23 protein-coding genes and 3 pseudogenes are annotated in these 25667 nt (G+C 63.8%); 22 read left to right on the top strand and 4 right to left on the bottom strand.

Annotated elements, in window-relative coordinates:
• Nucleotides 1-2 precede the first annotated feature (2 nt).
• The gene (locus ACOQPD_RS11570) at nt 3-368 is read right to left on the bottom strand and encodes a hypothetical protein (protein ID WP_420612104.1); all 366 of its coding nucleotides are present in this window, start codon (nt 366-368) and stop codon (nt 3-5) included.
• Between the two features lie 236 nt (nt 369-604).
• Between ACOQPD_RS11570 and ACOQPD_RS11565 the strand changes: the two genes are divergently transcribed.
• The 10 genes and pseudogenes from ACOQPD_RS11565 (at nt 605) to ACOQPD_RS11520 (ending at nt 10263) form a co-directional block, all read left to right on the top strand.
• Nucleotides 605-1747, top strand: a complete 1143-nt coding sequence (locus ACOQPD_RS11565; protein WP_420612103.1) for an SAVED domain-containing protein — start codon at nt 605-607, stop codon at nt 1745-1747.
• Between the two features lies 1 nt (nt 1748).
• On the top strand, nt 1749-2771 hold the full coding sequence (locus tag ACOQPD_RS11560; protein ID WP_420612102.1) for an SMODS domain-containing nucleotidyltransferase: 1023 nt from the start codon (nt 1749-1751) through the stop codon (nt 2769-2771).
• 8 nt (nt 2772-2779) lie between these two features.
• Nucleotides 2780-4483, top strand: a complete 1704-nt coding sequence (locus ACOQPD_RS11555) for a ThiF family adenylyltransferase (RefSeq protein WP_420612101.1) — start codon at nt 2780-2782, stop codon at nt 4481-4483.
• 79 nt (nt 4484-4562) lie between these two features.
• Nucleotides 4563-4721 (top strand): hypothetical protein, encoded by a 159-nt coding sequence (locus ACOQPD_RS11550; RefSeq protein WP_420612100.1) that lies wholly within the window; start codon nt 4563-4565, stop codon nt 4719-4721.
• A 140-nt stretch (nt 4722-4861) separates the two neighbouring features.
• Nucleotides 4862-5521 carry a DUF433 domain-containing protein gene (locus ACOQPD_RS11545; protein WP_420612099.1) on the top strand — a complete coding sequence of 220 codons (660 nt, stop codon included), beginning with the start codon at nt 4862-4864 and terminating at the stop codon, nt 5519-5521.
• Nucleotides 5522-5566: 45 nt separating this feature from the next.
• Nucleotides 5567-5956 (top strand): annotated as a pseudogene (locus ACOQPD_RS11540) (DUF5615 family PIN-like protein); the annotation flags it as partial.
• Nucleotides 5957-6164: 208 nt separating this feature from the next.
• Complete coding sequence (locus ACOQPD_RS11535; protein WP_420612098.1) at nt 6165-7127, top strand: alpha/beta hydrolase; 963 nt, start codon at nt 6165-6167, stop codon at nt 7125-7127.
• A gap of 227 nt (nt 7128-7354) precedes the next feature.
• Nucleotides 7355-8290 (top strand): phospholipase D family protein, encoded by a 936-nt coding sequence (locus ACOQPD_RS11530; protein ID WP_420612097.1) that lies wholly within the window; start codon nt 7355-7357, stop codon nt 8288-8290.
• 429 nt (nt 8291-8719) lie between these two features.
• The gene (locus tag ACOQPD_RS11525) at nt 8720-9280 is read left to right on the top strand and encodes a hypothetical protein (protein ID WP_420612096.1); all 561 of its coding nucleotides are present in this window, start codon (nt 8720-8722) and stop codon (nt 9278-9280) included.
• Nucleotides 9277-10263 carry an ImmA/IrrE family metallo-endopeptidase gene (locus ACOQPD_RS11520; protein ID WP_420612095.1) on the top strand — a complete coding sequence of 329 codons (987 nt, stop codon included), beginning with the start codon at nt 9277-9279 and terminating at the stop codon, nt 10261-10263. The genes ACOQPD_RS11525 and ACOQPD_RS11520 overlap by 4 nt, the downstream gene beginning before the upstream one ends.
• A 539-nt stretch (nt 10264-10802) precedes the next feature.
• Here ACOQPD_RS11520 and ACOQPD_RS11515 read toward each other — a convergent pair.
• The gene (locus ACOQPD_RS11515; RefSeq protein WP_420612094.1) at nt 10803-12128 is read right to left on the bottom strand and encodes a KAP family P-loop NTPase fold protein; all 1326 of its coding nucleotides are present in this window, start codon (nt 12126-12128) and stop codon (nt 10803-10805) included.
• A 1639-nt stretch (nt 12129-13767) separates the two neighbouring features.
• Here ACOQPD_RS11515 and ACOQPD_RS11510 point away from each other — a divergent pair.
• The 9 genes from ACOQPD_RS11510 (at nt 13768) to ACOQPD_RS11470 (ending at nt 21038) form a co-directional block, all read left to right on the top strand.
• Complete coding sequence (locus ACOQPD_RS11510) at nt 13768-14475, top strand: hypothetical protein (protein WP_420612093.1); 708 nt, start codon at nt 13768-13770, stop codon at nt 14473-14475.
• Nucleotides 14476-14923: 448 nt separating this feature from the next.
• Nucleotides 14924-15097, top strand: coding sequence for a hypothetical protein (locus ACOQPD_RS11505; RefSeq protein WP_420612092.1), 174 nt, complete (start codon nt 14924-14926; stop codon nt 15095-15097).
• Nucleotides 15098-15211: 114 nt separating this feature from the next.
• The gene (locus tag ACOQPD_RS11500; protein ID WP_420612091.1) at nt 15212-15766 is read left to right on the top strand and encodes a CHAD domain-containing protein; all 555 of its coding nucleotides are present in this window, start codon (nt 15212-15214) and stop codon (nt 15764-15766) included.
• Complete coding sequence (locus ACOQPD_RS11495) at nt 15660-16055, top strand: CHAD domain-containing protein (protein WP_420614387.1); 396 nt, start codon at nt 15660-15662, stop codon at nt 16053-16055. Before ACOQPD_RS11500 ends, ACOQPD_RS11495 begins: the two co-directional genes overlap by 107 nt.
• A gap of 302 nt (nt 16056-16357) precedes the next feature.
• Nucleotides 16358-16894 (top strand): hypothetical protein, encoded by a 537-nt coding sequence (locus tag ACOQPD_RS11490; RefSeq protein ID WP_420612090.1) that lies wholly within the window; start codon nt 16358-16360, stop codon nt 16892-16894.
• A gap of 127 nt (nt 16895-17021) precedes the next feature.
• Nucleotides 17022-17525 (top strand): adenosylcobinamide amidohydrolase, encoded by a 504-nt coding sequence (locus ACOQPD_RS11485; protein WP_420612089.1) that lies wholly within the window; start codon nt 17022-17024, stop codon nt 17523-17525.
• Between the two features lie 77 nt (nt 17526-17602).
• Nucleotides 17603-18619: a TRAP transporter substrate-binding protein gene (locus ACOQPD_RS11480; protein WP_420612088.1), complete on the top strand. Its 1017-nt coding sequence runs from the start codon at nt 17603-17605 to the stop codon at nt 18617-18619.
• Between the two features lie 88 nt (nt 18620-18707).
• On the top strand, nt 18708-20390 hold the full coding sequence (locus tag ACOQPD_RS11475; protein ID WP_420612087.1) for a CHAD domain-containing protein: 1683 nt from the start codon (nt 18708-18710) through the stop codon (nt 20388-20390).
• Between the two features lie 93 nt (nt 20391-20483).
• Entirely contained in the window at nt 20484-21038 is a 555-nt protein-coding gene (locus ACOQPD_RS11470) for an adenosylcobinamide amidohydrolase (RefSeq protein WP_420612086.1), read from the top strand.
• 654 nt (nt 21039-21692) lie between these two features.
• On the opposite strand, the gene ACOQPD_RS11465 is transcribed toward ACOQPD_RS11470, so the two are convergent.
• Nucleotides 21693-22472 carry a class I SAM-dependent methyltransferase gene (locus ACOQPD_RS11465; RefSeq protein WP_420612085.1) on the bottom strand — a complete coding sequence of 260 codons (780 nt, stop codon included), beginning with the start codon at nt 22470-22472 and terminating at the stop codon, nt 21693-21695.
• A gap of 448 nt (nt 22473-22920) precedes the next feature.
• Between ACOQPD_RS11465 and ACOQPD_RS11460 the strand changes: the two genes are divergently transcribed.
• From ACOQPD_RS11460 to ACOQPD_RS11450, 3 genes and pseudogenes are all read left to right on the top strand, one after another.
• The gene (locus ACOQPD_RS11460; RefSeq protein ID WP_420612084.1) at nt 22921-23304 is read left to right on the top strand and encodes a nitroreductase family deazaflavin-dependent oxidoreductase; all 384 of its coding nucleotides are present in this window, start codon (nt 22921-22923) and stop codon (nt 23302-23304) included.
• Nucleotides 23305-23331: 27 nt separating this feature from the next.
• Nucleotides 23332-23448 (top strand): annotated as a pseudogene (locus ACOQPD_RS11455) (AbrB/MazE/SpoVT family DNA-binding domain-containing protein); the annotation flags it as partial.
• A 10-nt stretch (nt 23449-23458) separates the two neighbouring features.
• Nucleotides 23459-23596: pseudogene (locus tag ACOQPD_RS11450) on the top strand (type II toxin-antitoxin system RelE family toxin); the annotation flags it as partial.
• Nucleotides 23597-23651: 55 nt separating this feature from the next.
• On the opposite strand, the gene ACOQPD_RS11445 reads toward ACOQPD_RS11450, so the two are convergent.
• Entirely contained in the window at nt 23652-25331 is a 1680-nt protein-coding gene (locus ACOQPD_RS11445; RefSeq protein WP_420612083.1) for a hydantoinase B/oxoprolinase family protein, read from the bottom strand.
• Nucleotides 25332-25667: the final 336 nt, after the last annotated feature.

Raw genomic sequence — 25667 nt, 5'->3', positions numbered from 1 at the left:
GGTCACTCCCGTGTTCGAAGCCGCTCGTAAGTGGCCTTGATCAGTTCGTCGAGAGCCGTCGCAGCCTCAGCGGTGAGGTTCTTATCGGCACGAAGATGGGTCGAAATCATCGCCAGGGGTGCCGCTTCGGGTCGTTCTGGTCCCCTGGTTGGTCGGACGAAATCGTCCGCTTTGAGTCCAGACCATGCAGTGAGCGCGGCCAGGCCGTCGAGGTCAGGTCGCTTGCCCTGTGCCATCCGGGTAAGGGTCGATGCACTAACCCCGGATTCGGCGGCTACCTGTTTCCAGTTAAGGCTCCTCGATCGGCGATGGGCGTCGAGCGCTTCGTGTAGCGCCACCGCGTCGAACCACCCGTACTTCTCTCCCATGGGTCCTCCGGTCGTTGCTATCTAGGAATTGTCCGTCTAATATCGAATTCCCTGACCTGCAACCGCACGTCGGGTTCGCAACTGACTCAGAGGTTAGCCCGAATGAGTAAGCCGAGTAACCGTCACGGAATGCCAGACCCCGATGGGAGGTGGGACGTCAAGGCGCCCAACGCCCACCGCTCGTCGGCCGGGTTGTGGGATTCCGTGTCACACCCGCTGGGCAGGATGGTGCGAGCATGATGTCAGAGGCAACAACCCGTCAGCTGCTTGTCCGAAGTGGTGGCCGCTGCGCCCTCTGCTACGGCGAGTTGCTTACCTCGGAATTCACCAGGCAGCCGGTCTATCTGGGTGAACGCGCCCACATCGTCGGCCGCTCCAAGAGCACCGGATCGCCGAGAGGAGAGCACGAGCTACCAATCGATCTGCGGGACAACCCCGAGAACCTACTACTGCTCTGCCGCTCTTGCCATCGCGAGATCGATACTCGGCCCAACATCGGCACATTCACAGTCGAGCGACTGCAGGAAGCGAAGCAGCGGCATGAGAGCCGGATTGCTCAGATCCTCTCTGTGCCTCCGGGCCAGGACACAACGGTGCTCCGGATGCAGGGAACGATCGGTAGCAGCAACGTCGCATTAGACAGGTCGGTCGCTGCCTCCGCAGTCCTCGCCCAGGGCCGCTGTGCCCGTTTCCCGTTGAGCCACGACACCTCGGGTATCGAGATTGACCTGAGGCGCGTACCGTCACCAGACATAGGCAACCGCCAATACTACGAAGCCTGCCGTGAGTCGATCGATCGAGTCTTCGACCGCCAAGTCGCACCGGCCGTAGAGGACGGAACCCTTCGGCACGTGAGTGTGTTCGCGCTCGCTCGCTGGCCTTCGCTTGTCCATCTCGGCTCGCGCCTAGGTGACAAACTCGATGTGGACATCTACCAAAGGCACCGTGCGTCGGAGTCCTGGGCCTGGCCTGACCATGCGTCGGAGCAGCGGTTCTCCGTCGAGGTCGTCACCGAGGGAACCCCAGGTGGTGAGGCAACGCTCCTCCTGTCGATGTCAGCTCCCGTCCACACTCACGAAGTTCCTAGCGATCTCAAGGACTGCCGGCTCTATCGGATCACGCCCGCCGACGATTGCACTCCTCATCTTGATGTCGTCAATTCGCCAGCAGCCCTCAAGTCTGCCGAGCGTGCGCTGCGTGATGTTCTTGCTGACATCGAGCAGCACTGTAAGGCAACTCGCCGTCTACACATCCTCGGGGCCGCACCGCTCTCCGTGTTCGTCGCATTGGGACGGGTGGCGAACCGCGAGATCCACCCGAAGTTGATCCTTCACGATCGCGTGAACGATCAGTACCTACCCGTCATGGAGGTCAATTGACATGCAGCATGCCGAGTACTTCAAGACCTTCTTGAAGGACGCCGTCAACATCGACAAAACGCGGCTCAAGAAGCTTGACTCCCGTGTCGAGGCCGTCTACAAGGCCCTCAGGGCCGACCTCGCGATTACTGGAAAGTCGCGGCAGGGGTCCTGGGCCCAGCGCACGATCGTCCGACCGAAGCCCGGCGGCGAGTTCGACGCCGACTTCTTCTTGCTGATGAACGAGCAGGCGGGATGGGAGCCGAAGCGCTATCTCAACGAGGTCTATAACACTCTGCACCGGCACCCCACCTACTCGAAGCAGAAGCACGGACGCAAGTGCCGCTGTGTCTGGCTCGAGTATGCATCGGAGAACGATGTCGGCTGCCACCTCGACATCGTTCCCCTGATCACTCTGGCCGACGGTCGCCGGGTCATTGTCAACCGCGACGACAATGTATGGGAGCCCGAGTACGGATCGACCAATCCGCAGGGCCTGACTAACTGGGTGAAGCGCCGCGATCAACTGACCTCCGGGCAGTTCCGGCGCGTAGTTCGGCTCATGAAGTACCTACGCAACGAACGCGGAAGCTTTGACGGTGTCAAATCCGTCATCTTGACCACCGTGCTGGGATTGCAAGTCACGGAAGCCAGCGCGCTAACCCCGCGCGCATACGCCAACATCCCAACTGCGTTGGTCAGCATTGTCGAGGATCTCGACAGGTGGCTCCAAGCCCGGCCGGACAAGCCCCCGCTGTCCAACCCTGCCGGTGACGGCACTGATTTCGATCATCGGTGGACTGACGCTACCTATCGCAACTTTCGAGACCGGATCCACAGCATCGCCGCAGCGATGAGGGCTGCCTTCGACGAGCCTGACGCCGCGAAGTCGGCGAAGGCGTGGCGTGACCTGTTCGGGGACAAGTTCAATCCTCCCACAGGCCGCTCGGGCTCCTCAAGGCGATCGTCCGCCGCCTCGCTTTCCGGACTGACTGGTGCCGCGGCCACTCGTTCTATTTCCTCGCGGCAGGGCCGTGCAGGCTGAAGTCCATCGTGCCTGATCTGGCCGAGGCCCAACGGTCCGCGGTCGAGGAGATGAAGCGATTCACCGACTCCTCGGACCAGATAGACCTCATCGCTGAGGGTGAATGGCGAGGGTACGCGGCGCTAACAATCGAGATCGACACCACCGGCTTCGCTCGGCGGACCGGGGGACTGCAGGCACGGCCACGCGAGCGCGTGACCGTCCTGATCGCTTCGAAGTATCCGACGGTGCCACCCCAAGCGGCTGTGGATCACCGCCGGTGGGCCGGGTTCCCCCATGTATTACTGGGGATATGGCTGTGCATCTACCTCGACCCGGGCACCGAGTGGGACCCCACGCGAGGCATTCAGGGCTTCCTCGTCAGACTGTGGGAGTGGTTCGAAGATGCGATCGGTGGCCGATTTGACGCTGCGACAGCCCTCTACCACCCAGTCGGTGGGGTGCTTCATCGCACCGAGGGCGCTCCCACAGTGGTGGCGACGCTCTCAATGCCGGGCGACCTATCCGATGGGGGTGTCGTGCGCCGTATCGGGCTGTGGTCGAGAGCCGATCATCGAGTCGACATCGCATCGTGGGCGTCACCGTCAAAGCCCGGCCTGGTGCCCGGCCTGCTTGTCGTCCTCCCCGAGTACCTACCACTGGGCGGCGGCAATAATCTGTCAGACCTCTTGACGATCGTCCGCCAACAACTCGACAGGAAGCAGCGACGAGTACTTGAGACATCCTTCCGCCGCCTGATCCGCCGTCTCGGCGATGATGGGCACCTCTACGTGATCATCGCAGTACCCAGCCCTGCCGGCGACAAGAGCGAAGATCGGCACCTCATCGGATGGCGCCTACGCACCCAGGACGCCACCGAATCTCTCGCTGCAGCGCGGAGCGCCACCTCACAGGCTTCGAACGGCGATGAGCCACCGGTCGAGTGGACATACGTAGACGATCAACGCCCGGAAATCGCTGTGCGCCGTGACAACGACCGACCTGTCGCGGTATACACAGGCACCAAGATCGCTGTATGGGGGTGTGGCGCGCTGGGTTCGTGGATTGCCGAACTACTCGTAAGGGCCGGAGCCCGGTACGTGATACTGCGAGACCCCGGGTTCGTCACCCGTGGCCTCCTCGTCCGGCAGAACTACGCTGAGAACGATGTCGGACGCCCGAAGGCCGAGGCTCTCGCTGACAGGCTCAGACGCCTGTCCGACGACTGCGAGATCATAGGTGTCGTCGGCTACGCCGAGACAGGACTGTTGGAGGACGCCGACAGCTGCGACTTTATTGTCGACACGAGCGTGAACACCGCGGTGAGCGCAGCCGTCGACGGCGCCCAGAGGCGCGGGACCCTCCGTGTACCGGTTGTGCAGGCATCCACCGACGACCAGACCGCAACCCTCGGAGTCGTCACAGTTACCGACGGCACGCCAGCGACCACGACCTCCGATCTCGACCAAGCCCTGCGCAGACAGGCCGTGAGCGACCCGCGCCTGACCGCACTACGCACGTTCTGGGATCGCGACGCCCACCCACCACTCACACCAGCCCGAGGCTGCTCGGTACCCACCTTCCATGGCTCCGGCGCTGACGCCATGGGCATCGCGGCATCTGCCATCAGCGTTGCCGCGATTGCTCTATCCCGTCAGATCGCGGGTGGGTATCTCATATCCCTACCGCATTCGCCATATGACACACCCGCTCTCACGTGCGTAGAACAATGACCAAAGACCACGTTTGAAATCGCCTTTTCGCAGCAGCCGCTAGCGGGGCGGCTGGGGCTACCGAGGCAACCTGACCCTCATGAACCGCGCCGCCGTAGTCCTGAGAGCCGGCCCCGGCCTCCGCCTGGACCTCCACGACGGCAAGATCTTCGCCATAACAATCGACACCCCCGAAACCCCCGCCCAACTCCTGAACGCCGAAGCCTCCCGCCTGGAGACGATTCGAGACCACACATAGACGAGTGGGGACTGGCTCCGTACCGGGCGGAGTCCACCAGACCATGTGGGAGCAGACCTACCCTTGTGTGACGAATTGACCTATCGTTCCTGACTTCCGAGGAGGGGACACGTCCTTGGCGGCGTGTAGTTTCGATCCACATGACCGCGTACATGCCGGAGGCCACCGTGGCTGTACATGCTGAAGCTCACAACACCGAGCCGCTACTGGGTCGGGGCATCTACGACGTCGCCGAAGTGGCCCGGATAGTCCGGAGACACCCCGATACGGTCGCGCGCTGGACCCGGGGCGCCGATCCCCTGCACCATGTGGAGAGTGACCGGATCATCTCATTCCTCGACGTGATCAGCCTTTGGGTGATCTCTGAGTTGGTCATGCGTGGGGTTCCCAAACGGGAGATCCGGGTGGGAGGAGAGTACGTGGCCGAGCACGTCGGCACGAACTACCCCTTTGCTCACCAGAGCCTGGCCACGGTAGGCGCCGGTTTCTTCGGCAAGTTCAGGGAATGGGTCGACCTGGGCAAGGGCGGTCAGAGATCCTTCCCGGAAGTGATCGAAGAGTTGCTGAGTCCGATCGAATTCGGTCCCGACCTCCACGCATCCGTCTGGCGGCCGGCTGAGGGCGTCTGGCTCAACCCCAAAGTCCAGGCCGGCACGCCCTGCGTTGACGGAACTCGGGTTCCCACAAGAGCTATAGCCGATCTCGAAGCCGCTGGCGACCATATAGAGGACATCGCAGACGATCTGAGCCTGGACATCGGACAGGTACGCGCTGCCGTGCAGTATGAACGCGCGGCCTGAAGGTCGAGAGCAGCGGCGTAGACCCCCCGATCTCGTCTCCTATTCGAGGAGAACCTTCCCTGGAGAGTGGCAAGCGCCCTGCGGGAACTCGGGTACTACGTGAGTTATGTGGGCAATGAGCAAGACGGCGCTCCTCCTCGGGGCTCCTCCGACGAGACGATCATCGACCATGCCCGAGCCACCAACCAGGTCGTGGTCACCTCGAATCACGACATGGTTCTGCTCTGCCTCGAACAACCGCAGCCGGTGATCTGGTTGTATCCCCACGGGAACAAGATCACTCGGGATGAGATGGCCGTACTCGTGTTTCAAGCGGCACACGTATGGGAAGAGATGTTGCAAGGCGCCACCGGACCGGTATGCATCCGCGCTCTACGAACCAAGAATGAGAGCTTGTCGGCCGAGAGCGCATCCGCCTGGTGGAGCAGCGCATGAAACGGCTAGCGGCTAAGAAACGAGCGGCGGCAAAGCCCAAACCGCTCGGATCCCTGTTCGATTCCCCATCCCAGTGAACCCAGGTATGGCGTGGGGAACTCCGCAGGTAGGCGACATCGCCGAGGGGAGAGCCGCCGTTCCGGAGCACCTGTCCGATTATTAGCCTGTGCCAGGACACACGGGTAGCGCGTTGGGAGGAGAACACACGATGATCGATTTCGAAGATCGCCTCGATGAGGAGAGCAAGGCTGTCCTGGAGATGATCCCCGAGAGCCTGCTGGACCTATCCGACATACCTGCGGCCCGGGTGGCGGTCGCAGGCCTCATGGAGGCCATGTTCGCCTCCGCTCCCGAGATTCCCGGAGTGGATGTCGAGGATCATATGGCGCCCGGAATGCCGGGAGACCCTGATGTGATGGTCCGTGTCTACACCCCGTCCGGTCTCGAAGGACCGGCTCCCGCCCTGTACTGGATCCACGGTGGCGGGATGGTGCTCGGCGATGTGGCGATGGACGATCTCAGATGCAAGGGAGTGGCCCTCGAGATGGGCTGCGTGGTGGCGTCCGTGGAGTACCGCCTGGCGCCCGAACACCCCCATCCCGCCCCGATCGAGGACTGCTACGCCGGCCTGAAATGGTTCGCCGGCAACGCCGGCAGCCTCAATGTCGACACCGGCAGGATCGCCATCGGCGGCGCCTCCGCCGGCGGCGGCCTGGCCGCAGCCCTGGCGCTGTTAGCGAGAGACCGCAATGAGGTGGAGATCTGCTTCCAGCAGCTCATCTACCCCATGCTCGACGACCGCAACATCACCCATGCCAGCCACTACGTCCAGCACCCCAAGGTCTGGAACCGGACGGCCAACGTCATCGGATGGAGCTCCCTGTTGGGCAAACCGGCCGGCTCCGATGATGTCTCCCCCTACGCGTCGCCAGCCCGAGCCGAAGACCTGTCCAACCTACCCCCCGCCTTCATCATTGTGGGCGAACTGGACCTGTTCGTAGACGAAGACATCGACTACGCCCAACGCCTAACCCAAGCCGGCGTCCCCGTAGAACTCCACGTCTTCCCCGGAGCCTTCCACGGCAGCGACCTGATGGTCCCCACATCGGAAAACAGCCAACGCTGGGCCACGATCCAGCGCGAAGCCCTACACCAAGCCCTCCACAGCTAACACCGAACCCCTGAGTGGATGGTTGTTACGAATCTGGAGTTAGGAGCTGCTGTCTAGGCGAAGGGTGCTAGCGAGACTGGGGTTCGGAGTGGCGGTGGTGTCCATATGGCGGAGACCTGGCCTAGGAGGCTCTGAGGGCAGAGGACCCTGATCCCACGATTGGCTGGGGAGGTTCTGCTTGGGGATCGGGCGGGTCGCGGATTCAACGTTCGTAGAATGCCCCGTCCGTGGAAGAGGCCAGGATGGACGGGACGGCTGCAGAACGCATCGAGAGGTTCTTGGATGGGCATCCTGGTGTGCCGCTGACCGTCGCTGTGGGGTTCAGCAGTCCCCGTGGGATAGCGTGGCTTGCTCGTAGAACGAGGAATCGGAAGGTACGGCTTCTGATCGGCGATTGTCGCCCGCGATATTTCAGGAACGCCACGAACAAGGACCGCGACGAAGCGCTTGCGTTCCTGGACCGGCCTGATGTGACGGTGTGGAACTGGTACCGAACACATGGAAAGGCGTCCGACGCCCATCTGAAGGTGTGGATAGCTCATGACGCTCCCCGCCCGGCCGCGCTCAATGGGTCGGCAAACCTGACCCACCAGGGCCTGTATCTGAACGAGGAGTTGGTCACCGGCATCCCAGAGGCCGAGGTCGATCAGGCCATCCGGCGAGTCGAGGCCATATTCGACAAGGCCTGGGATGCCAAGGGCCGGCTACGAGAGTACATCGGATCACCGTCCCCGACCCGCGTCAGTTCGTCCGCCTCGAGGCCGGCCAGGTCTGCCCGGCCGCCTTCCCGCCGGACCGGGAGCACGCAGCCGCCGGCCACGGGGCAGGCCAATCAAGGCGGAGGATGTTCTCGAATCGCGAAAGGCTGCCTGTCCGGTGTCATGGCGCTGGTCCTGCTCGCGGTCCTCGTTGGGTTGCTGGGCCGAGGATGTACGGACGGATCCGATCCGGCGGCCCCTTCGGCAGGCGCACCGGCCACCTCTCCAACGACAGCACTCGCCACAACCACGACGGCTATGACGGTCTCAGCAACCGCTGCGGACGTGGCCACGACCGTCCCTGAGCCTGTGATAACGGTGGCGGAGGTGGCACCTGTGGTCCTTCTCCCCTTGGTAGCGGCCTATGCCGAAGCCCAGGACACATATAGTAGTCTAGAGATATGATGGTTACCAAGTTAGATCATCGGTTACAGAATAGCTAAACGCACCGCTGAGGTGGCGAGCCCCGAGGTTACCAACTGGTCGACCAACCAGCCCACGACCCACCGGCCAAATACACGCCGAGACGACCGCGCATGTGACCTTTCCCTCTTGGGTTGGCTGTTCTGTCACGTCGGTCACCCCATAGGGTGTCGAGTTCGTAGCGTACGAGGTCGCGGTCGACGAGATCCGCCGGGCGTCGAGGGATCTGATCCCCCGTGTGCGGCCCGGCTTCCGCTGCGACTGGCGAGACCGGTTCGGGGCATGAGAGCATGCCACCGCGTTACGCTCGGCGGTGATCCCATAACCCTGAAACCTCAGCTCAGGGAGCAGCCGCAGTGCGCCGTAGGGATTCGATTTGTGGATTCTACACGCGTGATGTAACATGCTGTCATGCGCAGCGACGAGTACGCCGACCTGATCGAGATCATCCAGCGCGCTCTTGACAGGACAGCCCAAGCGGCCATCAACTTCGAACAGGAACATCGTTGGCCGTGGAATCGCAACGCTGGCATGAACTTCCGGCAGTCGGTTATCAGAGCCGCTCTCCATGGCCATCCGCATCTCGAGATAGTTGAGGACTGCTCTGCAGAGTTTGGGCGTATCAAGGTTGTTTCATCAGAAGGGGGGCGTCCCTACCTGTTGAAACCTCTGAACTCCCTGTCAGGTCCTTCACCCATCGATCCCGACAGCGGGGTCCAACAGCCTTTCTTCGACACCTGCGATGGTGAGCCGCTACTCGCCTACCAAATCACCAGAGAGGGCATCACCCTCTACCAGGGAGAATACCGGGAAGTGCAGCAGCAGGGCGGGAGAAGCGAATATGAGATCGTCGGTGAGTTGCGCGTAGCGTGGACCGCTGACAACACCACGCCCCCCTTCAACCAAGAGGATGGCACGGACTGGATGGCCTACCTGGACGACCAACAAGGAGAGGCCGGAACGATCTCATGAACCGCCTACGGTCATACCGGAGGATCGAGGGGATCAACCAAAAGCAGCTCGGAGAGATTCTAGGCATCTCTCCGCAGCTAGTGTCAGCCATTGAGTCAGGCCGCCGGTCGCCAACCTGTGATATCACGAGACTCGGCTACGCACCGACCAGGATTGACGTCGCCGAGATGACCGAGCCACTACACAGGCAGCGGGCATCAACCCGCGTTACCTCCACTCGCCGAGCCAAGGAACTCCTGCGAGTCGCCGGCGAGGCATTCCTTGGCCTCTCTCACGTCCTCGACCCCCGCAACAAGAACCGGCTTGAACGGCTAGGTCCGATCCAGAGCGACGCCGACATCGTGGAGTGTGCCACCGAGGTCCGTGTCGGCGTCCTCGAGAAGGAGGAAAGCAGCCCCATCAAGAACCTGACGGACGCAGCTGAGAGTGCTGGCATCTGCCTGGTGCCGATAGTCGGCCTCGAAGGAATCGATGGCATTTCCTCATGGGTAGGGGAGAGACCAGGATGCCCTGTAATCGGATTGAACGTTAACGTGGCAGGGGACCGATTCCGTCTCTCGCTCGCACACGAGATCGGACACCTCGCGATGCACGCGAAGAGGACCGCTACCACGGAGAATGAGGCATACAGGTTCGCGTCGGCGCTGCTCATACACGACGATGACTTCGCCGCGTCGATGCCCGAGCGCCCCGTGCTACGCGACTTCATCAAGTTGAAGAGCACATGGGGCATTTCTGTCGCTGCCCTCGTCTACAAGGCACACCAACTCGGCTATCTGGACGGACGATCCTACCGGTCCATACAGATACAAATGTCAAGGTGGCGCAAGACCGAGCCGGGATCCTTTGCTATAAAGCCAGGCAGGCTCTTACCGAAACTAGTAAGAATGCACGGAGGCGTCCTCCGTTCCGCGAGACATCTCGGCCTCAGCCCAGATCATCTGAGGGAAGTCATAACATGGCATCCGTTGCGGGTCGTATGAACATGATCAAGGGAGAAAGAAATGAAACAGTCGCACAGACCAGGCGAAAAGGCACCACACTCTGGCCAATATGAAATCGTAGGGCCGCGAGGGGGTCGCACAGGCAAGGAACGCACCGCTGTAAAGGGCAAACGGCTCCCTCCGACTCTCAAACCTGGCCAGCGATACCGTCTGGTGGACCGCACTAAGAACCGGGCAGGTGGAACTAGTCGCTAGTTCTAGCTACGTCTGACCGCGAGGCTCGACTATGGCGATGAGTCCTCCCCATGATGTCGTTGCCCCTGCCCTTCCCGGGACAGCAGACACCAAGCGGTAGTTCCTTCTCTTTGGTCTAGGGCGGTGAACTGGGTTCCCCTGCCTTCCTGTACCACACACGGCTTTGGGGGGCTCTCCGAGATGCTGGATGGGCCTTGCAGCGGGCGAGGCCGATCAGAAAGCGAACTGTTCGGCCCGCGAGGGATCCTCTTTCTCGGATCGAGGGCTCTTTTCCCACGGGAACTATCGCCAGCTCGTGACCCCTTGAGGTGGAACCCAGGCGGTCAATCCTCCGGGTAGGGCTGGTACGCGAGATCGAGGGCTGCGGCTACCTCAGCGGCCTCCGGCGGGGACGACGGACCATAGGTTGGGTCGTACTGTCCACGGATGGCACCGCAGAGGATGGTGAGTACCTGATCAGCCGCCGTCCCTTCGTCGGGTTTGACATATGTAGGACGGAGTCGGTGTATCGGGATGTATTGCTCACGGAACTTTGCCGGATCGGCACACCAGTCGCTGCTGTCGCGGTTGATGTTCAGCAAGGCAGCTGAGAACACTTCGACCCGCAGTCCGTGGAACGGTATTGTCCTGTCGCCGCTCACCAGGATAGGTTCGGGCCCGAAAGCCGCGTACGCTTTGGATAGGGCTTCAAAGCTGTCGATTGTGCCGGCAACGAAGGCCCGGAAAGCGTTCTGGTCAGCGAAGCGCAGAACAGTCATCGCCGCGAGTGACATCTCCCACACGGAGGGTGGGAGTGCGGGTGGTGCGGGGGCTGTTGATGCGGTGGCGTAGACGTGTACGGCTTGTTGCAGATCCCGAAGAGCGCAGGTCTCGAGGTCAACCACCAGACGCAAGATTTGAAGGCTGCGCGGGTCGGCAGGCTCGGTGAGTCCCGCTTCTCGCAGGGCGTTGGCGAAGAAGTCGGATGTGTCAATCTGGGTCGTAGCGGGAAGGGAGATGTGAATATCCGCCAAGCGGCGCAGATAGCCGTCGGCTTTGAACTTGGGGCCATAAACAGTCCGCACCGCCTCACACAACTCCCCGCGGTTGGCACCGACTATCACCACAACCCGTTCGACGGCAAAGAGGTGTTGGATGTCTGCCAAGGCTTCGAGGGCGTAGTTAGGGGGGCAGCGGTCTAGTTCGTCAATAATCAACACCAGTCGTCCATGTTCGGCTGCTGCTGACTCCAGAGAACGGCGAATCGAGGCGGCCGCCCGCCGCTGTTCGGCCCATGAGTCGTAACGGGGGTCCGGCGCCGCAGCTCGCAGAGCCGCCGCCAGGCGGGTTCTCGCAGCGGCGAGGCGACCTGCGCCGGGGTCGGTGATACCTTCCGAAAGAGCGCCGAGCAGGTCGAGGGCCGGCCGCTGTGTGTGCTGCGCCGCCCAAGCGTCGAACTCGATGACGGTCTCTCCCCGGCTCCGCAGATCGGCTGCGCACATCCGCAGGAAGGCCGTCTTGCCAGACCCCCAGCCCCCATCGACCATCACGGTCGCCGGCCCATCCAGCGTTACGACCCTGTCGGTGAGTCCTACTACGTATGATCTACGGCCCAACAGATCCTTGGCGAAGGGATCCGCATCGTCGGGGACGAATGGTGGCGGCCGCACACTTCGATCTCCTTGGAATGGGGTGTCGTCTGCGTGGGTCTCCGCTTCCTTACTCCCGCGCCCGTGAGTCTTGAGCAACACATCGAGTATTCCCTGACCTTGAGCATGGACCAGCGCCCCTGCCGCGGCACACGCTAGACCCACCCTTGCAGCCATCATTACTGGCAAATGGGAAGTAGTGAATGTCCAGGACAGCACAGCGAGGTCCACCCAGGGGGTGAAGACGAAAGACATCACGAGAGCCCGGACTGCCAACCTCCAGCGCGGTGCCGGCTCGTCGCGGGGAACCAACACAACCTGACCCCACGGGTGCCAAAGCTCGAACGCAAGAGCACTCAAACAGTAAGGTCCAAGAACTAGCCAGAGGGCAACTACCACCGGCAGGCCCAGAGCTGCGACTGCTACCGCGGCAGGAACGACCAGCAACCATCCGACGCCCCAGAAAACCACTGCCATTGCAATCCGCGACCAAACGCGGCAGCGCAGACCCGGGGCAGGGACCTCCGGATCGAGTTCCCGGGGAGCGACCAGGGTATACAACAGTTGAGCGGATCCAGCGAGCACCGCCCCCACCCCCGCAGCAAGGTACCTGGGAGTGGTCGAGTAGCCCAGGCGAAACGGATTCGGCCATCGGCCTGCACCGGGAATCCGGAAATCGCAGGTACCAAGACAGAGAACTTTCCCCTCTCCGACGGTCAGGTAAGCAAGGGTAAGAGCCACCGTTGCTAGGGCAACCACGAAGAACAGCCAGATAACCAAGAATGTCCGTTCCTCGCGGTCGGGCCCGAACCGAGCAACCCGCCTCGGGAGGTCCGCCCCGTATCCGAACCCGAGCACAATGACGAACCCGATTGGGACAAGAGCAGCGACCAGCGCCTCCCGCGTGTCCGAAGCAGGACGTCCACCGACGAAGACAAGGGCAACCACGCCGCCGAGAATCGCCAAGCCGAAAAGGCTCAGGAAATTCCTGTACCCACGCCAGCCGAAAGTCGGTGAGGGATCTGCCATGCTTCCAAGGACGTTACCCAAGGGATGGCCGTCCGCTCTGATACTGGCAGTCCAGGGCAGGTAACGGTCTCATGCTTGACCGGTTCCTACGAAACCCAAGCCGATACCCAGAAACTCTATTGACGATCGTCAGACTCCCCGGTCTCGATCAGTGAAACTCCCTACCCCGTGGCCCCATGAGGCCCTGCGGATGCCGAGTTCGAGCCCGATACCCCGGCCCGGTCTCCGGTGGCGGACCGCCACGACCTGGTAGCCGCCGCCTTCGACGGACCCTCACGACCCCTCATGAAAAGGTGGCAGTGGTACCAACCTGGGTCTGGCTCGTGGCGCCGATATAGCCAGACGTTGGTGGTCGGGGACACCGCGCCAAGGGGACACGACGAAGCCGGCGGAGGGAGTAGCACCGCTTCGTGGCAGCTTTGATGGTCCCCTCACGAGAAGACAAGTTCACTGAGGCTCACTGTTAGCATACGCCGTCACCATGCCAAGGCCTCCTCTCTCTGCTCGACAGGACAAAGACTCTATCAAGAGATACGAGGCGCTACATGATGGGGTTCCATCGTGGATGTACTCGGGAGTACGGTCCTGGGCATCCCGCTTTTTCTATTCAACGGACAACCGACGACGTAAGGTGCCCAAGACTCATCAAATACAGCAGACCGAGCGGCATATTCGTACACAGCTCACTTGGTCATCACCACAAAAGGCGGCTAATTCCCTACTGGACCTGATAGCCGAAGATACTGTTGGGTTGGATATTCTGGATTTCTGTTTGTATCTGTGTAACAAGAGTGTCGGTTCAGCGCAGGCACTAGAACGAATCCTCGATGAGTCTGGCTCAGCGTGGACGGTCGGCATTGATCTCGATGGTCGCTACTGCCTAGAAAGAAGAGTTGACGTGACTACCGAGAAGGCAGCTCGAGCGGAGATAGCCCAACCAGGTAATGCCGCCGCATACTTGCGAGATGCGTGGCATTATACTTATGGACGAAATCCGAATTCTAGTCATGCTTTCAATAACGCTGTGCGCGCGGTTGAAGCTGCTGCTCGTCCCGTAGTAACGCCGATGGACAAAGCAGCCACTCTGGGCAAGATGGTTTCCGCCCTTAGAGACAAACCAGGGAAATGGGAGACACTGATAGGTGATGTCGAGACGGTAAGAAAGATGATGGAAGCCATCTGGACATCTCAGTTCGACCGCCATGGTACCGATGACACAACTAAACCCCGTAATGTCTCAACGGCTGAAGCCGAAGCAGCGGTCCAATTTGCAGTGACCATTGTGCAGATATTTCGCAATGAGGCGATTAGCCGATTATCAACTGGTTCCGAGGGTTAAGGACATCAAGCTCGTATGGTTTCGCCGCTCGGATCGATTCGGGAATCGCCGGCACAAGGCACGTCCTTACTGCTTGAGAGGGCTCCTCCGGAGGTCGAGGCGAAGTTCCTGATCGAGGACGCTGGGCAGGTTGGCGGTCTGGTTGATTCTCTTGACTCTTATGACGTGCGGTCGGCCTCGGTTGTGGATGTCGTGGATGATTACTGAGATAGGCCTGACTGGCATCTGTTCAGGGCGGGTTGGACGTATCGATGGCGGGACCGCTCGGGCGACAAGAGCATGACGCTGAAGTCCCGCAAGCTACGGGACGGGCTAGTACAGAAACGCCAGGAGGTCGAGCACCGGGGTCCGGGCGTTTCCGCAGGACGGCGGTCGCCCGCTGGTTGCCGAGCATGTCGCTGACCGATCCTCCGGTCTCCGGCCGAGGGATCTGCGGAAGCTCTTCTCCGTGCAGACGCACCGTCACCTTTTCGACATCCGGCTACCCGATGGCGCATCGGTGGAACTGGGGATCGACCAGACGACCATCACCACCGATGGCCCGGTCAAGAAGCCGGCGCCGGGCCGCATGACGTTCGTGGAGCTGGAGATCGAGCTGAAGGAGGGCCACGAGAGTCGCTAACGCGAATGGCCGCCGAGACACAGCAACGATCGGGGCTCCTGTCCGTCCGTCTGAGCAAGTTCGAACGGGGACTGCAGACCAGGGCCGGTTTCCCCCACGGGCTTCGAATGGTTGTTGCCGGCGAGCACTCCGTTAGTGCAGGCGTTGCGGGAACGGGCGCCCGGCCCGGCCGATCCGGCCATCCACCTCGCTTATGGCCGCTTACTCGAGCAGTTCGAGGAGATGATCATCGAGGAGCCCCGAGCCTGGGAGGGTCTGGATCCCGAAGGGGTGCACAAGATGCGGGTGGCCACGCGCCGCCTCCGTTCCGCGCTGCGGGCCTTCAAGAAGGTGCTGCCCGCCTCGATCCTTTCGTTCAACGGCGAGTTCAAGTGGCTCGCGGCCATTCTCGGTGGCGTGCGGGACCTCGACGTCGCTATGGGGAACCTCCGGCACTTCCTGTCCGAGATCCCCCCGGAAGATGCTGCGCACCTGGACGACTACCAGCAGTATCTGGCCGATCAGTGGCGGGAGGGAACGAAGACGCTTGCTGGCCTGCCTGGCCGGCCGGCGGTACGGACGTCTGAAGGCGGGCTTCGCGCGGCGGCTCGAACGGGGTCCGTCTGCGCGGGTTATGGAGACCTTGGGTTCGATCACGATCGGCGAGGCCGCCCAGCTGCTCATCGGTAAGCGCTACCAGGGTGTGCTGCGCCGTGGTCATACGATCACAACCGCCTTCAGCGACGACTCGCTACATGCGCTGAGGATCCGATGCAAGCGGCTGCGTTGCCTCCTCGAGTTCTCCCGCCCGGCCTATGGCGAGCTGCTCAAGGCGGATACCACCCGGCTGAAGAAACTCCAGGATGTGCTGGCGAGTTCCAGGACGCGTGCGTGGCCCGCGGGATGCTTCGTCACTACGCCGAAGGCTTACCCGTGCGCAGCAGCAACCGGGGCCAGCTCACCGCACTGGACCAGCTGATCGCCGGCCAGGACCGTCGGGCTGCGACGCGCCGGGCCGACTTCGCTGACGCGTGGGAACGGTTCGATTCCCCGGGTGGTCGAACAGGACTCCTCACTCGCCTGGCAGAGACTCAGGCCCCGGTCAACCCGAAACGTACCTGAGGTCCGGAAGAGCGTCAGGACGGCGGATCGAGCCGGACCGTACGAGTTCGAAGATCCTTCGGTCGCAGTGTCCGCTCCACGAGGCTGATAGGCCAGAGAAGGACACCCAGGCGGCAGACCTGTAGGCGTGTCCGAAAGGCCCGTCGATAGGATCGTGCGATGGTCGTTTGCCCTCTAGACATCGGTGGGTTCCGGGAGTGGGCTCTGGGGAACCTCGTCGACAACGCCGCCAGAGGGTGGTTCGCGGAGTGGCTAGTTGGGAAGGCACTCGGCGTCATCGGCGACGGCGACACTCGGGCCGAGTGGGATTCGGTCGATCTGCGGTACGGGGATCTTAAGATCGAGGTGAAGGCCTCCGGTCTTAGTCAGAGTTGGAATCCTCGCAACCGGTCGACGCCGAACTTTCGGATCCCTCCCCGCAAGATGGCTTGGGACGCAGCTACCGACGCGTGGGAGAGTTTCGATCCGCCTAGGCGAACTGCTGACGTGTACGTGTTCTGTCTTCACCATGCAGTGCCGGCGAACAACGAGAACGTCGCCGATCCGGCTTGCTGGAACTTCTGGGTGATCCCGACCGGGAGGCTCGACGACCGGCTCGGCGCCCAGAGGACCGTACGGGTGTCAACGCTCGACAGCCTCGCGGCGCCAGTGGGTTGGAGCGAGCTGCGAGACGTCGTAGACCTTTGTAGCGGGTGAGCCTTCCGGTCGAGCCCTTCCTGGTCCCTGCGACCGGCGAGCATCGAGGGGTGCTGGTGTGGCGGTGGGGAACTCCGATGCCGGTGCTGTCCTCGCCACCCGTGGGCGGTGGACCGGGCGTGGCGGGATGGGTGCTCACATCGGTGTCGGGTCGGACTACGACCGGACCGACCTCTCCGACCACGCCGGGGAGGTGATGGCCGAGCTGGGCCTGCGGGGAGCGGGGGTGGCGATGTTCACGGCGGTGGACCTGAGCCGCCGGCAACGCTGTGTCTCCGGGGGTGTGGCGGTGGATGCCACCGTGGGGATCAGCCATCCCACTTGGGCCGCCGAAGCGCCTGCGACGGAGACGCCGGCAGTGGGAGGCACGATCAACCTCGTGGTGCAGCTGCCGGTCGGACTGGATCCGGGGGCGGCGGTGAACGCGGTGATCACGGCCACGGAGGCCAAGGCCCAGGCGTTGGCGACCCGCGGGGTGCCGGGAACCGGGACCGCCACCGACGCGGTAACGATCGTGTGGCCGGCCGGGGCCGCGGCGGAGCGGTTCGCCGGGCCGCGGTCACGGTGGGGCACCAGAGTCGCCCAGGCCGTCTACCAGGCGGTATGGGCCGGAGCCGAACCAAGGGGCTGAAGGCAAGCGGTCGTGGCTCCGCTGTTGTGGGATTAGGGTCTGGTGGTTTGAAGCGACTGTTCAGGAGTGAGGGTTCGATGGCTGGTCGGCGGCGGGTTCTAGCGGCGTTGGTGGTGTCCGTTGTCATGGCGGCGGCTTGTGCGGGTGGGGACGAATCCGAGCCGGTGACGCTCAGTCTCGGGTTTCCGTTCGCGGCCGATCATCCGCTGCGTGTCCAGGTCCTCGATCCGTGGGCGGAGGACGTTTGGGAAGCTACCGGCCACACCGTGGGAGTGGAGTTCCACCCCGAACAGGCTCTCAGCCCGGCGGCGGAGACCTACGCGAACGTGGTGGCGGGCGGCCAGGACATCGGATGGGCATTGCAGGGGTACTCGCCGGGACGGTTCCCGGCCACCGCCGTGGTGGAGATGCCCTTCGTGTTCGGCAGCGCTGCGGAAGGCACCGTCGCGCTGTGGGCCTTGTACGAGGAGTTCGAGGCGCTGCGCGGCGAGTACTCCGACGTGAAGGTGCTGGGTCTGTGGACCACCGGCCCGGGTGACCTGTGGCTGGTGGACGGCGCCGCTTCGGCTGTGGCCGACATAGCCGGGCTCACCCTCCGGTCGCCGACCCCCGTACAGGCCGCGGTGATCAGAGCCTTGGGTGCTGTCCCTGTGACTGTGTCCCCTCCTGACATCCGGGCCGCTATCGACGCCGGCGAGATCGACGGCTTGTTGACGGTTGACACGGCCCTGGCCGCCCTCAACCTGGTCGATGTGATCGAGAGCGGCACCGAGTGCCGATGCTACGTCCTCGCAGGGTTCCTGGTGATGAACCTCGACACGTGGGACAGCCTGTCACCGGACCAGCAGGCGGCCATAGACGATGTGTCCCTCAGGACCGTTTCCGCCGCCGCAGCCGGCCTTTACGACCGGGCCGGCATCACCGCCGCCCAGGAGAACGCGGAAGCCGGGATCGTCAAGGTCCGCCTCGACGATGACCAGTTGGAGGAGTGGAAACAGGCCACCCGCAGCGTCGTCGACGACTGGGTCGACGGCAACTCCGGCTTCGACGCCCGGGCCATGTACGAACGCATGCTGGAGCTGGCAGCCGGCTAGCTATGCACCGCCTCAACGGATCATCACCGGCCACCTGATCGGAGCCCCCGCCCTAGACTCCGTGAGTGTCGGAACAGGAGACCACGTCATGGTCTCACGGCTGGGATCGGTCCCGGGATCTCCGCGAGAGGACACGCCTGAGGTGGACCTGCACCTTCCGATCGAGGCGGCTCATCCGGAGGCCGAGGCGAAGTTCCTGATCGAGGACGCCGCGCACATCGGAGATCTGATCGACTCTCTCGACTCGTATGACGTGCGGTCGGCCTCGGGCGTGGACATCGTGGATGATTACTGGGACACCCCCGACTGGCATCTCTTCAGGGCGGGGTGGACGTATCGATGGCGCGACCGCTCGGGTGACAGGATCATGACCCTGAAATCCCGCCGGCTCCGGGACGGGTTGGTGCAGAAGCGTGAGGAGGTCGAGCGGCGGGTCCCGGCGTTCCCGCAGGACGGCAGCCACCCTCTGGTGGCCGAGCATGTTGCCGACCGGTCCGGCGGTCTCCGCTCGGGGGACCTGCGGGAGCTATTCCGCGTGCGGACGCACCGTCGCCTCTTCGACATCCGGCTGCCCGATGGCGCCTTGGTGGAACTGGGGATCGATCGGACGACCATCACCACAGACGGCCCGGTCAAGAAGCCGGCGCCGGGCCGGATGACGTTCGTTGAGCTGGAGATTGAGCTGAGGGAGGGTCGGGAGGAGTCGCTACGGCAGCTGGCCGGGGAGCTACAGCAGCGCCCGGGCGTGCTGGCAGCCCGTCTGAGCAAGTTCGAACGGGGACTGCAGACCACGGGCCTGTCGCCCCCGCGGGCTTCCCGGATGGTATTGCCGGCGAGCACCCCGTTCATGGAGGTGTGGCGGGATCGGGAGCCCTCGCCGGCCGATCCGGCCGTTCACCTGGCCTACGGCTGCTTGCTCGGGCAGTTCGCGGAGATGATCGTCCAGGAGCCCAGGGCCTGGGAGGGTCTGGACCCCGAGGGGGTACACAAGATGCGGGTGGCCACGCGCCGCCTCCGTTCCGCATTGCAGGCCTTCAAGAAGGTGCTGCCCGCCTCGATCCGTTCGTTCAACCCCGAGTTCAAGTGGCTGGCGGCCGTTCTCGGTGGGGTGCGGGATCTCGACGTCGCCATGGGGAACCTCCCCCACTTCCTGTCCGAGATCCCGCCGGAGGATGCTGAGCACCTGGACGACTTTCGACAGCATCTGGACGATCGGTGGCGGGAGGAGCGGAGACGCCTTCTGGCCTGTCTTGCTTCCCGGCGGTATGGGCGGCTGAAGGCAGGCTTCGCCCGATCCCTCGAACGGGGTCCGTCTGCGCGCGACATGGAGGTCTCGGGTTCGGTCACGGTCGGCGACGCCGCCCGGCTGCTCATCGGCAAGCGCCACCGGGGTGTGGTGCGCCGCGGTCGCCAGATCACGTCGGAGTCCGGCGATGAGGCGCTGCATGCGTTGCGCATCCAGTGCAAGCGGCTGCGCTACCTCCTCGAGTTCTTCCGCCCGGCCTACGGCGAGTTGCTCGAAGCGGAGATCAGGCGGCTGAAGAAACTCCAGGACGTGCTGGGCGAGTTCCAGGACGCGTGCGTCGCCGGCCAACTCCTCCGCCGCTACGCCGACGGCTTACCCGTGCGCAGCAGCAACCGGGGCCGGCTCATCGCATTGGGCCGGCTCATCGGTGCCCAGGAACGCCGGGCTGCAAGGCGCCGCGCCGACTTCGCTACCGCGTGGGAACGGTTCGAATCCACCGGTGGTCCAGCCGGAATCCTCTCGTAGTCTGTTACGGCAGATGAGCCTCCTGGTCGAACCCTTCCTGGTCCCTGCTGCCATCGGGCATCGGGTGTGCTGGTGTGGCGGTGGGAGTCTCCGGTGTCGGTGCTGTCGTCGGCGCCCGTGGGTGGTGGACCGGGTGTGGCGGAGTGGGTGCTCAACATCGGTGTCGGGTCGGACTACGACCGCATTGACCTCTCCGACCACGCCGGGGAGGTAGCGGCCGAGTTGGGTCTGCGGGGACCCGGGGTGGCGATGTTCACGGCCGTGGACCTGAGCCGGCGGCAACGCTGCATCTCCGGAGGTGTGGCGGTGGATGCCACCGTGGGGATCAGCCATCCCACCTGGGCCGCCGGGACGCCGGCGACGGACCCGCCGGCAGTGGGAGGCACGATCAACCTCGTGGTTCAGTTGCCGGTCGGGCTGGATCCGGGGGCGGCGGTGAACGCTGTGATCACGGCCACGGAGGCCAAGGCTCAGGCGTTGGCGGCCCGCGGGGTACCGGGAACCGGGACCGCCACCGACGCGGTCACGCTCGTGTGGCCGGCCGAGTCGTCTGCGGAGCGGTTCGCCGGTCCGCGGTCGCAGTGGGGTACCAGTATCGCCCAAGCCGTCTACCAGGCAGTATGGGCCGGGGCCGAACCACGGGGCTGAACGCATCCGCACAGCCAGTCAGGCCAGCCCTGCAATCACGTCCACCTCCCGGGCACATCCCCTAGGCACCGATCCGGCGGTTACCCGTCGAGCTTCGGTCTCTCAGGATCGCCGACCTGATGGCAGGCGTGGGGCGGAGGGTGGTTGAAGGGGATCGTCGCTTGGTCCCGCTCAAACGCAGGATGGCAGCTACGCGAACCCAGCCGTACCACCCATGGCCGAGTACGGTCGAGGGACGAAGGTACACGAATCAGATCGTGCTGTTCCGAGTCGCGTAGGTGGTCGGTTCGGAATGCTGGGTCGTGAAACGGACCGGGCTGAGCCGAAGGTCCGATGGTTGTACCACCTGCCAAATTGATCAGCGGACGAATACGGTTATGGATGCCTGTCCGCTCGGTTAGTGGACGTTAGCCGAATGTAACCGAAGTGCGGCGGCGACGGGGCCCCGGAACGCACGGGGCCCTTTTCTTGCACTCACTGGTGGCTCCCCGTGATTCGTGCTTGTCCGCAGGTTGGCCGGCACGGGCTCACAAGAGGTTCGTCTGGCATAAGGGCGAAATGACCGGTCCCGTTTAGCCGCGGGTGAGGTCTTGGTGGTCGAGGCCGTGATGGCGCCGGGCGCAGGCGGGGGAAATGTGGCCGTCGCAGGCCTTCTTATTGGTCCTTCCGCCACCACACTGTGCAGTGTCCACCCATCCGGTTCCCTACGTACAGGCGGCCGTCCTTCTCGGTGACCTGGGGCTCCAGGAGGGGCCGCAGCTCGTGGCGTCGGGCTAGCGGCAGGGTCACCCGTTGCCCGTAGAAGCCGATGATCTCGTCCCAGTCCTCGAACCACAGCATCACGGGTCGTTCCCACCGTTCCACATTGGGGCGGACATCGAGTTCCTCCATGATCACGGCCACCAGGTCTTCGACCGACGGACCATCCGGACGGTCGACATTGTGGACGGCGCGGAAGAGGGGCGCGATATAGACCCTGGGGTGGAGCTCGGTCAACTCGATCACCACGCCACGGCGGGCGGTGTCGTCGAGAGCGACCAGGAAGGGGCCGATGTCCGCCACGTCGTAGACGACATTGGCCGACACCACGACATCCGTCGGCGGGACCTCTCCCGCCGCTTCCGGCCAGCGTCCCCGGATCAGCCGGGCGGAGACGCCCAGCCGGGCCGCCTCCTCCTCGAAACCGTCAGCCATCCCGGCGTCGGGCTCCACCGCGATGAGGTCGTGACCCAGCGAGGCCATCGGCAGTGAGGCCCGACCCCTCCCGGCTCCGACATCGAGCACCGAACCGTCCTCACCGGCCAGACCCCTGACGATCTCGAGGGTGACCGGGGGCGGTGACGAGCGCGCAGTGGCCGACATGCGCTCCCACACCCACGGCGCCCACCCGTAGGGTGACTCCTCCGCGGCATCGAGCAGCCTCTGGGGAATCACCCAGGCCTCCAATTCAGCCCGCCATCGATCCGCCGCTCTCAACTCGGCCCCCGGAGCATCGGCGCCGGCTGCGGCCGCGTCATGGTCAACGCCCAGGCATGGCGGCGTTGGGACGAGTTGGTCGGGTTGTTCGGAATGGGAGTCACTTCCGTATGGGACCGGGTCGGTCGGCTTAAGCGAATGTTATCGAAGTGGGGCGACGACGGGGTGCCGGAACGCACGTAGCCCGGGCCCCGTGGTGCGGTTCTGATGCCGTCGCTCGACATGGGCCGGACCCCGTCCGGCTCGGCTGCGAGCCTAACCTGGCGCGGGTGTACCGGAACGGGGATTCGGATGCTTCGATCGTGCGTCACCGGGCAGAGCAGGCGGCGATGATGCTCGCGAGCGTGGATTAGTGGACTTCTGGACGCCTCCGGGCTGGTTCATCCCGTGGATCTCGCGCACGCATGTGGTCCTTTACAAGCTGACCAGAGGCAGGGTCGGCGGCCGGGTCGAAGGGATGCCGTGCCTCCTCTTGCGGACCATTGGCCGTCGTTCCGGCAAGCCGCACACGGTGTGCCTCAGCTACCTGCCCGACGGCGACTCGATGGTGATCGTGGGATCCTTCGGCGGCGCCGATCACCACCCGGCCTGGTACCACAACCTGCGGGCGAACCCCGAAGTGATCGTCCAGAACATGGGACGGACCTTCGCGGCGACCGCCGAGACGATCACCGGCGCCGAGCGGGAAAGGGTGTGGGAGCAGCGGGTCGCCGGCGCTCCACGCTACGCCCACTACCAGGAGCGCACCGACCGCCGGATCCCCCTGGTCCGGCTCGTAGAATGTGAATGAGACACCAGGATTCCTGACGGAGATGTCATGCGGATATCGGAGAGGGGACAGATCACGATACCCAAGGAGCTGCGGGAACGATTCGGCCTGAATCACAATGTCGAGGTGGAATTGACTCCCACCGAGGGAGGACTCCTGATCCAACGAACCTCACCTCGGCAAGAAGCTCGTAGGACCTTTGAAGGGCAAACGCAGCGTGCGCCTGGGACGTTCCCATCGAGTCATCTACGAGGTAACGGAGGGCTGCGTTGTCGTGCTCACGGTTGGTCCAAGAAGGGACGTATACCGCTGATGACCTCTGACCTCAACGACCCGCGAGCGAGGGAGGACAAGACCCATGGAGGTGGTCAGCTGATATTGAGACTCTCGTAATCGATTCCGTGGTGGCGCCGGGCGTAATCGGCGGAGATGTGGCCGTCGGCTAGGTCGGCTTGGACGGCTTCAGGGTCGCGGTCTAGGGGGTCGCCGTAGCCGCCTCCGCCGCCGGTGAAGCAGCGGACGGTGTCGCCCTTGCGGAGGGGCATGCGGTTGGTCTTGAGGCGGCGAGTCTCGTCGGGGGTTCCGGGGTTGATGACCACGTCGGGAGGTGCTCCGTCCTTGCCGCCTAGGAGGCCCCAGGCGGGGTTGCCGGAGCGTTCGAACCAGAGGCTCATCTCGGTGTCGGTGGTCATCTGGTACTCCCGGATGATGCCGTTGCCTCCCCGCCACCGGCCGGGGCCGGCGGAGTCCTGGCGGTAGCCGTAGTCGGTGATCCGGGCGGGGAACTTGGACTCGAACACCTCGATGGGCATGTCGTGGAAGTTGCCCGACAGGGTCCAGATCATCCCGTCCTCGCCGTCCTGGCCCCGGGAGGCGCCCCATCCGCCCACATGGGGCTCGTTGTCGAGGAACAACTCTTCGGTGCGGGGGTTGATGCCGGTGAACTGGAAGATCATGCCGTCCCCGTAGTGGGCGGCGGGCACCGTGCCGGCGAGCACGGGAGACAGGGCCTTGCAGATCAGGTCGATCATCAGGCCCAGGGGGGTGAAGTAGAACTGGCAGGCGGCCGGGGAGCGGGCGTCCAGGATCGAACCCGGCTTGGTCTTCACCTCGAGGGGGCGGAAGGTGCCTCCGTTGACGGGCTGGTGGGAGTTGAACAGGTACTTGAACGCCAGGCGGCAGGCGGACAGGGTCTGGACGGCCCCGCAGTTGATGGGGCCCCGGCCGGGTCCGTCGGTCCCGGTGAGGTCGAATAGCAGGCGCTCCCCCTCCACGGTGATCCTGACCTTGATGCGGACAGGTTCGTGTCCTACCCCGTCGGAGTCGAGGAAGCCCTCGGCGGTGTATTCGCCGTCGGGGATGGCCCGGATGGCTTCGCGGTCGAGCTGCTCGCTCTGGCGGAAGATCTCCTCGGCGGCGGCTTCCACGGTGTCTCGCCCGTAGCGGTCGAAGAGGGCGCCCAAGCGGTGCTCGCCGATGGAGGCCACCGCGAACTGGGCCGTCATGTCGCCGATGGCCGAGCGGGGGAAGCGCACGTTGCTCTCGATGATGCTCCAGATGTCCTCCACGGGCTCGCCGTTTCTCACCACCAGGGTGGGAGGCAGGCGGACACCTTCCTGGAAGATCTCCGTCGAGTCCATCGGCACTCCGGGATCCTTGGCGCCGATGTCCAGCCAGTGGGCCCGGGAGGCGGCGAAGCCGGCCAGATCGCCCTGGTAGAAGATGGGGGCGAAGACGGTGACATCATGCATGTGGGTGCCGGTCAGGTAGGCGTCGTTCATGATCCAGATGTCGCCCTGACCCCACACCGACCGCCCGTACATCTCCTCGGTGGCGAGGGTGCAGGCCTCCAGGTTGCCGAGGAACAGCGGCACTCCCGAGGACTGGCCCAGCACCCGGTGGTTGCTGTCGATCAGCGCCACCGCGCAGTCCTTGGACTCGTAGATCACCGGCGTGTAGGCGGAGCGGATCAGCGCCGCGTTCATCTCCTCGGCAGCCATGATGAAGGCGTTGCGAAGGATCTCGATGGTGATCGGGTCGGGCTTCATTCGAGAGTGGCTCCGATTGTCAAGGCATCCGTTCACTAGGAGTGGCGCGGTAAGGCACGGTCCGCCTCACCGTAGTCCCGGAACCAGGGTCCGCCGTAATCTCCGTTCATCCTTCGGAGGGCGGTGGCCGCCCGGCCGTGACCGGTGATACAGGTGCGCGCCAGAGTGCGCCGATGGGCAAAGCCCACAGGCGATCAGCGATCCGGAACGGGAACTGCCCGGCGTACAGAACCGCACCGAGACCAAAAGTGGTGTCTAGCAGGCATGATCGAGGGAGACTATGTGATTTACGCCATCCAAACTATGCGATTTGCGCCACTCAAACTATAGGATTCG

The organism is Candidatus Spongiisocius sp., from assembly GCF_965221825.1.
Taxonomy (GTDB): Bacteria; Actinomycetota; Acidimicrobiia; order Spongiisociales; family Spongiisociaceae; genus Spongiisocius.
The sequence above is the reverse complement of the archived record's forward strand: the minus strand, read 5'-3'. Positions and strand labels throughout refer to the sequence as shown.

What these genes read in the sequence shown, in the direction of transcription:
- ACOQPD_RS11570 (WP_420612104.1), bottom strand. Translation starts at nt 368, where the DNA reads ATGGGAGAGAAGTACGGGTGGTTCGACGCGGTGGCGCTACACGAAGCG.
- ACOQPD_RS11565 (WP_420612103.1), top strand. Translation starts at nt 605, where the DNA reads ATGATGTCAGAGGCAACAACCCGTCAGCTGCTTGTCCGAAGTGGTGGC.
- ACOQPD_RS11560 (WP_420612102.1), top strand. Translation starts at nt 1,749, where the DNA reads ATGCAGCATGCCGAGTACTTCAAGACCTTCTTGAAGGACGCCGTCAAC.
- ACOQPD_RS11550 (WP_420612100.1), top strand. Translation starts at nt 4,563, where the DNA reads ATGAACCGCGCCGCCGTAGTCCTGAGAGCCGGCCCCGGCCTCCGCCTG.
- ACOQPD_RS11545 (WP_420612099.1), top strand. Translation starts at nt 4,862, where the DNA reads ATGACCGCGTACATGCCGGAGGCCACCGTGGCTGTACATGCTGAAGCT.
- ACOQPD_RS11535 (WP_420612098.1), top strand. Translation starts at nt 6,165, where the DNA reads ATGATCGATTTCGAAGATCGCCTCGATGAGGAGAGCAAGGCTGTCCTG.
- ACOQPD_RS11525 (WP_420612096.1), top strand. Translation starts at nt 8,720, where the DNA reads ATGCGCAGCGACGAGTACGCCGACCTGATCGAGATCATCCAGCGCGCT.
- ACOQPD_RS11520 (WP_420612095.1), top strand. Translation starts at nt 9,277, where the DNA reads ATGAACCGCCTACGGTCATACCGGAGGATCGAGGGGATCAACCAAAAG.
- ACOQPD_RS11490 (WP_420612090.1), top strand. Translation starts at nt 16,358, where the DNA reads ATGGTCGTTTGCCCTCTAGACATCGGTGGGTTCCGGGAGTGGGCTCTG.
- ACOQPD_RS11485 (WP_420612089.1), top strand. Translation starts at nt 17,022, where the DNA reads ATGGGTGCTCACATCGGTGTCGGGTCGGACTACGACCGGACCGACCTC.
- ACOQPD_RS11480 (WP_420612088.1), top strand. Translation starts at nt 17,603, where the DNA reads ATGGCTGGTCGGCGGCGGGTTCTAGCGGCGTTGGTGGTGTCCGTTGTC.
- ACOQPD_RS11475 (WP_420612087.1), top strand. Translation starts at nt 18,708, where the DNA reads ATGGTCTCACGGCTGGGATCGGTCCCGGGATCTCCGCGAGAGGACACG.
- ACOQPD_RS11445 (WP_420612083.1), bottom strand. Translation starts at nt 25,331, where the DNA reads ATGAAGCCCGACCCGATCACCATCGAGATCCTTCGCAACGCCTTCATC.